This is a genomic window from Kitasatospora sp. LaBMicrA B282 (assembly GCF_050325825.1).
In the GTDB taxonomy this organism is placed as follows: Bacteria; Actinomycetota; Actinomycetes; order Streptomycetales; family Streptomycetaceae; genus Kitasatospora.
Genome location: NZ_JBNQTI010000106.1, coordinates 23434 through 31003 on the forward strand (window position 1 = coordinate 23434; position 7570 = coordinate 31003).

The 7570-nt window shown below is 73.3% G+C and carries 7 protein-coding genes; 3 read left to right on the forward strand and 4 right to left on the reverse strand.

Going from position 1 to position 7570, the window contains the following annotated elements:
- Positions 1–152: 152 nt before the first annotated feature.
- A complete protein-coding gene (locus tag ACQRUO_RS25785; RefSeq protein WP_428318444.1) occupies positions 153–2198 on the reverse strand; it encodes a transglycosylase domain-containing protein in 2046 nt (681 codons plus the stop codon).
- 128 nt (positions 2199–2326) lie between these two features.
- On the opposite strand from ACQRUO_RS25785, the gene ACQRUO_RS25790 reads away from it, so the two are divergent.
- A complete protein-coding gene (locus ACQRUO_RS25790; protein WP_428318445.1) occupies positions 2327–3052 on the forward strand; it encodes a DedA family protein in 726 nt (241 codons plus the stop codon).
- Positions 3053–3142: 90 nt separating this feature from the next.
- On the opposite strand, the gene ACQRUO_RS25795 is transcribed toward ACQRUO_RS25790, so the two are convergent.
- On the reverse strand, positions 3143–3331 hold the full coding sequence (locus ACQRUO_RS25795; RefSeq protein WP_428318446.1) for a hypothetical protein: 189 nt from the start codon (positions 3329–3331) through the stop codon (positions 3143–3145).
- 193 nt (positions 3332–3524) lie between these two features.
- Between ACQRUO_RS25795 and ACQRUO_RS25800 the strand changes: the two genes are divergently transcribed.
- Positions 3525–3875, forward strand: coding sequence for a hypothetical protein (locus ACQRUO_RS25800; RefSeq protein WP_428318447.1), 351 nt, complete (start codon positions 3525–3527; stop codon positions 3873–3875).
- A gap of 65 nt (positions 3876–3940) precedes the next feature.
- On the opposite strand, the gene ACQRUO_RS25805 is transcribed toward ACQRUO_RS25800, so the two are convergent.
- Positions 3941–6031, reverse strand: coding sequence for a prolyl oligopeptidase family serine peptidase (locus ACQRUO_RS25805; protein ID WP_428318448.1), 2091 nt, complete (start codon positions 6029–6031; stop codon positions 3941–3943).
- Between the two features lie 318 nt (positions 6032–6349).
- Here ACQRUO_RS25805 and ACQRUO_RS25810 point away from each other — a divergent pair, with 318 nt between their 5' ends.
- Entirely contained in the window at positions 6350–6682 is a 333-nt protein-coding gene (locus ACQRUO_RS25810) for a hypothetical protein (RefSeq protein WP_428318449.1), read from the forward strand.
- Positions 6683–6882: 200 nt separating this feature from the next.
- Here the strand turns inward: ACQRUO_RS25810 and ACQRUO_RS25815 are convergent.
- Positions 6883–7570 (reverse strand): CAP domain-containing protein (locus tag ACQRUO_RS25815; protein ID WP_428318450.1); only part of this gene is annotated, 688 nt, incomplete at its 5' end.

Below are 7570 nucleotides of genomic sequence, written 5' to 3' on the forward strand. Positions count from 1 at the left end.
GGGGGGGGAGGGGGGAGTGGGGCGCAGCGTTCCCAACCACACCCCCAAAAGGAAAACCCCAAAAACACCAGAATGGGTCCCGACCCCACCCCACCCCCCGCTCGGTCCGGGCCCCGGCCGTTCCCCCTCAACCGTGCCGCATCGCGGCCCCGCTACTGCAGCGGCACCGACGGCAGGGAGCTCGGCTGGGTGTTGGCCAGGGCGCCGGACATCGCGTCGCGCCAGATCGGGCCGGCGAGGGTGCCGCCGAAGGCCTGGTCGACGTACTGGCCGCCGATCTTCTGGCCGTCCAGCGAGGTGGTGCCGTTGTCGTCGCTGACCACGGTGGCGCCGGAGAGCTCCGGGGTGTAGCCGACGAACCAGACCTGGTCGCTGTTGTTGGTGGTACCGGTCTTGCCCGCGCTGTCGCGGTCGGTCAGGCCGGCCGGTGCGCCGGTGCCGTCCTGGACCACGCCCTTGAGCATGGTGCTGACCGAGTCGGCGGTGTTGGCGGACATCACCTGGCTGCACTGGCTCTGCGGCACGTCCAGGGTCTTGCCGTCGGCGTTGGTGACGCTGGTGATGGCGGTCGGGGTGCAGTAGGTGCCGTGGGCGGCGAAGGTGGCGTAGACGCTCGCCATCTCCAGCGGGGTCAGGTCGTTGCTGCCGAGTGCCATGGACGGCACCACCTGGAGCTTCTCGCCGCCCGCCTGCTGGGTGATGCCCAGCTTGTTGGCCATCTGGGCCACGCTGCACAGACCGGTGTCGGCCTCCAGTGAGGCGAAGTAGGTGTTCACCGACTCGGCCATCGCCGGGGCCATGGTGAACGGGCCGACCAGCGAGGTGCTGTCGTTGTGGACCGTCCCGCTGTTGCGGTACTTGCCGCCGTTGCAGTCGGTCATGTCCGGCCACGGCATGCTGTACGGCGAGGGGTAGGACTGCGAGGGCGTGATGCCGTTCTCCAGCGCCGCGGCCGCCACGATCGGCTTGAAGGTCGAGCCGGTGGGGAAGCCGATGCCGCCGCCCATCGACTTGCCGACGTTCAGGTTGATCTGGGTCTGGTTGGTGCCGACGCCGTAGGGGCGGCTCTGGCCCATCGCGATGATCTTGCCGGTGCCGGGCTGCACCTCGGTCATCGCGGTGGCGGCCTTGTCGCCCGCGTACACGTGGCTGGTCACCGACTTCTGCAGGGCGGCCTGCGCGTCGGGGTCCAGGGTGGTGTGGATCTGCAGGCCGCCGCGCTGCCACAGGGCCTGCCGCGCGGACTCGCTGGCGCCGAAGGCCGGGTCGGTGAGGATCTGGTTCTTCACGTAGTCGCAGAAGAAGCCCGCGCCCTGCTGGGCGGTTATGCAGCCCTGCTTGGGGGTGGTCACGTTGAGCTGGATCGGGGTGTTGATCGCGTCGTCGGCCTGCGCCTGGGTGATGGTGCCGTACTGCGCCATCTTCTTCAGCACGGTGTCGCGCCGGTCCTTGGCGGTCTTCGGGTTGACGATCGGGTCGTACCCGCTGGGGGACTGCACCATCCCGGCCAGCAGCGCGGCCTGCGGCAGCGAGAGGTCCTTGGCGTGGACGCTGAAGTAGCGCTCGGCGGCCGCCTCGATCCCGTACGCCTGCTCACCGAAGAAGGTGATGTTCAGGTAGTTGGTCAGGATCTGGTCCTTGGTCAGGGTCTGCTCGACCTTGATCGCGTACTTCATCTCCTTGACCTTGCGGCCCATGGTCTGGGCCTGCGCCGCCTGGACCGCGGCCGGGTCGTCGCCGGCCTCCTCGACGAAGACGTTCTTCACGTACTGCTGGGTGAGCGTCGAGGCGCCCTGCATGCCGCCGCCCGAGGCGTTGCTGCCCAGCGCGCGCAGCACGCCCTTCGCGTCGATCGCACCGTGCTGGTAGAAGCGGTTGTCCTCGATGTCGACCAGCGCCGACTTCATCAGCGGGTTGATCTGGTCGCTGGGCACCACCGTGCGGTCCCGGGAGTAGACGGTGGCTATGACGCCGCCGTTCTCGTCGTAGATCGTCGAGGCCTGGGTGAGCGGCGGGGTGGTGAAGTCGTCGGGCAGGTTGTTGAAGTCTCCGACGGCGCTCTTCGCACCCAGGCCGATCCCGCCGACGGCGGGCAGCGCGAGCCCGGCGGTGAGTGCGCCGGCCACCACGCTGACGCCCAGGAAGGTGGCGGTGAGCTTGGTTTTGTGGACGAACGAGCCCTTGTGCGACGAAGACATGCCTCGAAGCCTAAGCAGAAAAGATGAGTAAATCGGACCAATCGGCACGCGGCGGATGTCACAAGCCTGCGACAATATGCCGCAAATGATCACCATCCGGTCGGATCATGGAAGCGGAGGTGCCGCCCATGACCGCCGCTCCACCGCTCGCCGCCGTCCTGCTGCACGCCGTCCCGCTCCACGCCGCCCCCGTGCTGCTCGCCACCGCACACCCCGCGCCCGAGCTGCCCGGCCCGCTGGCCGCGCTGGCCCCCTTCCTGAGCCACTACGGGTACCTCGCGGTCGGCCTGCTGGTGCTGCTGGACAACGCCGCGATCCCGGTCCCCGGACAGACCGTGCTGATCCTGGCGGCCGTCTACGCCGGCGCCGGCCGCCTCGACCTGGCCGGGGTGATCGCGGTGGCCGTGGCCGCGGCGATCCTCGGCGACTACCTCGGCTACCTGATCGGCCGCTACGGCGGCCGGGCCCTGGTGGACCGCTGGGGGCGCTACGTCGGGCTGACCGGGGAGCGGCTGCACAAGGCCGAGGACTTCTTCGACCGCAACGGCGGCAAGGTGGTCCTGGTCGCCCGGTTCATCGACGGCCTGCGGCAGACCAACGGGATCATCGCCGGCACCACCGAGATGCCGGTGCGCCGCTTCATGCTCTGGAACACCCTGGGCGCGCTGCTCTGGGTCGGGACCTGGAGCACCGTGGGCTACCTGGCCGGCGGCGACATCGACCAGATCTACCGCACCGCGCTGCGCTACCAGCTCTACCTGCTGTTCGCCGTCCTCGCCGTGCTGCTCGCGCTGCTCGTCCGGCACCTGCTGCGCCGCGCCGAACGCCGACGCCGCCACCGGGCAGACTCCTGAGCAGGGGAGTCCTGAGCAGGGGAGTCCCGGGCTGAGGAGTCCTGGGCAGGGGAGTCCTGAGTGGCGGCGTCGGGCAGGCCCGGCAGTGGGTCAGGGGAGCACCCGCTCCACCGCGGCCGCGCCGTACTCCTCGAGCTGCTGCTTGGCCCGCTCGATCCGCTCGGGGGTCAGGTCCCGGCCCCTGGCCATGACCAGGTCCTCGGGGTCGACCGGGTGCTCGGCACCGGTGTGCAGCAGGCGGTCGGGCGTGGGCGACTCACTGTCGATGAGCTCGGACATGGGAGGCCTCCGTGGTTCGGGGCGTGGTCGGCCGGATGGCCCTGCTCTCACGAGTGTGGAACCGATCGGCCGTCCCGCGCACCTCCAGGTGCGAAGAAAATCGGACCCGGGGCCGGCCGGCGGCCCGGCGACAGGTTCGCCCCCTTGGCCCCTTGGGGGCGCCCCGACGGCCGGGCGTGCGTAGTCTGCCGTCATGACCAGCCACGATGTGACGTCCCGAGTCGGGGCGCGTTCCCGGGAGCAGGTTGAGGGCGCGCTCGCGCGCCTGGAGTACATCGGCGACACCCCCTTCGAGCCCTCGCACGCCAGGGCCGGTGCCCTGGACGGCTACCGCTGGGCGCTCGGCCAGAGCCGGCTCGCCCCGATCACCGCGAGCGTCGCCAGCGGTCCCGAGGGCCCCTGCCCGGCGCAGCTGGGCGCCGAGCAGCAGGCCGCCCAGGTCCGCCACCTGGACCTGCGGCTGGACGAGGAGGTGCGCGACCACGCCCGCGGGGTGCACGACGCGATCGCCTGGGTCTCCGGGCGCAGCGACGTGCAGCCGTAGCCGTCACCCGGGCGCGCCGCGTCCCGCGCGCCGTCACCCGGGCGCGCCGCCTCCCGCGCGCCCCGCTACCCGAGGTGGCGCCGCAGGAACTCCAGCGAGTGCGCCAGCAGCTGCGGGAAGAGCGGGGAGTTCTGGGCGGCGTGCGTCACCCCGCTGAGCGGCAGCACCTCGTGCGGCCGGCCCGCCGCGAGCAGCGCGCTGGACAGCCGCAGCGTGTTCGCCACGAAGACGTTGTCGTCGGACAGCCCGTGGATCAGCAGCAGCGGGCGGGACAGCTTGGCGGCCTCGTGCGCCGGGGAGCACCCGGCGTAGGCCGCGGGGTGCTCGTCGGGGTGGCCGAGGTAACGCTCCTGGTAGTGCGTGTCGTACAGCCGCGCGTCGCCGACCGACGCGCCGGCCACCGCCGCGTGGAACACCTCGGGGTGGCGCAGCACCGCCATCACTGCCAGGCCGCCGCCGTAGGACCAGCCGCGGATGCCCACCCGGCCCAGGTCCAGCTCCGGCCGGGCGGCGGCGACCTCGTGCAGCGCGGTGATCTGGTCGGCCAGCACCCGCTCGTACCGGTCGCCGTGCACCTCCTTCTCCCAGCGCGGCCCGCGCCCGGGCACCCCGGACCCGTCGGTGACCAGCACGGCGAAGCCCTGCTCGGCGAACCACTGGGAGGTCAGGGCGTGCGCGGCCTGCTGGGAGGTGACCTTCTGCGCCGCGGGGCCGCCGTAGGGGTCCACCAGCACCGGCAGCGGGGCGTCGCCCGGGCGGTGCCAGGACGGCAGGTACAGGGCGGTGCGCAGTTCGCGCGGGCCCACGGCGGCGAAGTCGACCCGCAGCCGGAGCACCGGGTCGGCGACCCGCGCGGCCACCGCCACCGGCGCCCGACCGGCGCGGTGCACGGTGCTGCGGGAGCCGGCGTGCTCCAGGGTGCGGGCGGTCCGCACCAGGGTGCCGGCCCGCAGCACCCCGCCGTGCACACCCGGCTGCTCGCTCAGCCGGCGGGCGCCGTGCTCGGGGTGGTACGACCAGAGGTCGGTGACCAGCGGGTCGTGGCTCGCGGTGAACAGCACGGTGTCGCCGTCGGTGCCGAGCACGGCGCGCAGCTGCAGGCCGGGCTCGGTGACCGGCTGCCCGGCGACGGTCAGCCGCCGGGTCCCGCCGTCGTCGAGGTGGCCGAGCAGGGCGCCGCTCGCGGTCCGCGCCGGCAGGCCCTCGACCAGCTCCACCCAGTGCTCGTCGGTCTGCTCGGCGAGCTGCTCGGTGGCGCCGGTGGCGGGGTCGACCGCGAGCAGCCGGACGGTGCGCTGGTCGCGGGTCTGCACGCTGAGGTACGGGCCGTGGGTGTCCCAGCCGGCCGCCGGGACGTACTCGAAGGCGGCCCGGTCCCAGCGCACCTCGCGGCGGGTGCCGTCCAGCTCGGTCAGCCAGAGGGTGACCTCGGCGTTGGTGGTGCCGGCGGCCGGGTAGCGCATGGTGCGGGGCGGCTCGGCGGGGTTGGCCGGGTCGGCGATGTGCCAGAGGTCGACGGCGGAGTTGTCCACCCGGGCGACCAGCAGCCGTTCGCCGTCCGGTGCCCACCAGTACCCGCGGTGGCGGCCCATCGACTCGGCGGCCACGTGCTCGGGCGCGCCGAAGCCCACGTCGGCGCCGGGCGGGCCGTCGGGGGCGGCCAGCGCCCGGTCGCCGGTGCCGTCGGCGGCGATCAGGCGCAGCGTGGCGCCGTTCAGGTAGGCGATCCGGCGCCCGGTCGGGTCGGGGCGCGGGTCGACCACCGGGGCCTCGGCGGGCAGTCGGCGGGCGGTGCCGGTGGCGGTGTCGACGGTCCAGAGCTGGCCGGAGAGGGCGAAGACGGCGAGCGCGGCGGCCGCGTCGGTGGTGTAGCCGGTGATGCCGCCGGCCTGGGTGCGGCTGCGCTCGCGGCGGGTCCGCTCGGCGCTGGAGAGCTGCTCGGCGGCGCCGCCCAGCAGCTCGGCCGGGTCGACCAGCAGGCGTTCGCGGCCGCTGTCGAGGTCCAGTGCCCACAGGCAGCTGACCGGGTCGTCGCCGGCCTGGCTGCGCAGGAAGAGGACCGTGGCGCCGTCGGGGGCCACGGTGAACTGCTCGGCGGCACCGAGCGTGAAGCCACGGGTCTGGACCAGCTGGTGGGGCAGCGAGATCGTCGGCATCCTGACACTCTGTCATCTGCCGAACAGGTGAGCGACGGCGGGGTGGTCGGTTGATCGACTCGGCCGCCGGGGCGGTTCATGGGGTGAACCGTCTCAAGTGAGAACGATTTGCTTCTTGAACGATCGATGGAGCCGTGCTCGCGATGAGCTGACGGAATGTCGGATTTCCGGACTGGCGCAGGGCCAATCTGGTCGTCCGGGGTGCGGCGGCCGCCGCGGGGGGCCAGTCTGAGCACATGGACTGGAGTCGAGCGGACACGCAGGGTGACCGCCCCGAACCGTCCAGGACCCTGGAGAACTCACCCTGGAGCTGACCCGATGACCTCGGACCTGACCTTCCACCAGCTCACCGCCGCCCGCCCGCCGATTCCGATCGACTACCACCCGATCGACGGCCCTGCCCAGCACCTGCTGGTCAGTGGCGAGCAGCTGCACGCCAACGCCTGCCTCTACTGCGGCACCGACCAACAGGAGCTGCACACCGCCGGCCACGCCTACACCCACACCGGCGGCCTCGCCTGGGTGGTCGTGGCCTGCGCCGCGCACCTGGCCCTCGGCCGCGCCGAGGTGCAGGCAGCCCAGGCGGTGCAGCCGGTGCCCGCGGACACCGCCGAGCCCCCGGGCCCGGACGGGGCGGCCCGGGTGGGCTGACGGTCCGTCGTGGTCCTGCTCCGGGCGCGGAGCAGGACCCCCGCCGACCGGGCTGCGAGCCCGGCGGATCCGGGGCCGGTGGCCGGGCGGAATCAGGCCCGGGAGCCCGGCGGATTCAGGACGAGCGTGACCCGGCGGCGGCCGAGCGCTCGCGCAGCCGCTCGTCGTGGCGGCCGACTCCGTCCGCTCGTCGACCCGCCTCAGGCCGGTGAGCCGAAGTCCTGGGTCCACCACGGCCCGCCGGGGCCGAGGTGGATGCCGACGCCCATCTCCTTGAAGTCGCAGTTCAGGATGTTCGCGCGGTGCCCCTGGCTGTTCATCCAACTGTCCATCACCGAGCCAGGGTCGGCCTGACCGCGGGCGATGTTCTCGCCCCAGCTGCTCCACTGGTAGCCGGCCGCCTCTATCCGCTGCTGCGGGCCCGCGCCGTCCGGGTTGGTGTGGTCGAAGAACTGACGGGCCGCCATGTCGTCGGACTGCCCCTGGGCGGCGGCCTGGAGCTTGCTGTTGGCGGTCAGCGGGCCGCAACCGTGCTGGGACCGCTGGACGTTGACCAGGTCGAGCACCTGCTGGGCGTAGTTCGCGGTGCTGGGCTGCTCGGCGGCGCGCGGGGCGGCGGTGGGGGTCGGCGCCGCGGTGGTCGGGGGTGCCGTGGTGGGCGCGGCCGTGCTGGCAGAAGGGGAGGCGGTGGCGGCCGGGGTGCTCGGGGTGGGCAGGGCGGAGAGCGCGTCGACCTGGGCGGCGGTGGTCGGGGCGGCCGTGGGCGCGGCGGCGGGGTGGCCCGCGCCGGTGGCCGGGCCCGAGGCCTCCCAGAGCAGCCCGGCGGCCGTCACGGTGGCCAGGGTGCCGAGCGCCAGCGTGGCCAGTGCCTTGCGGCCGCGCGGCTGG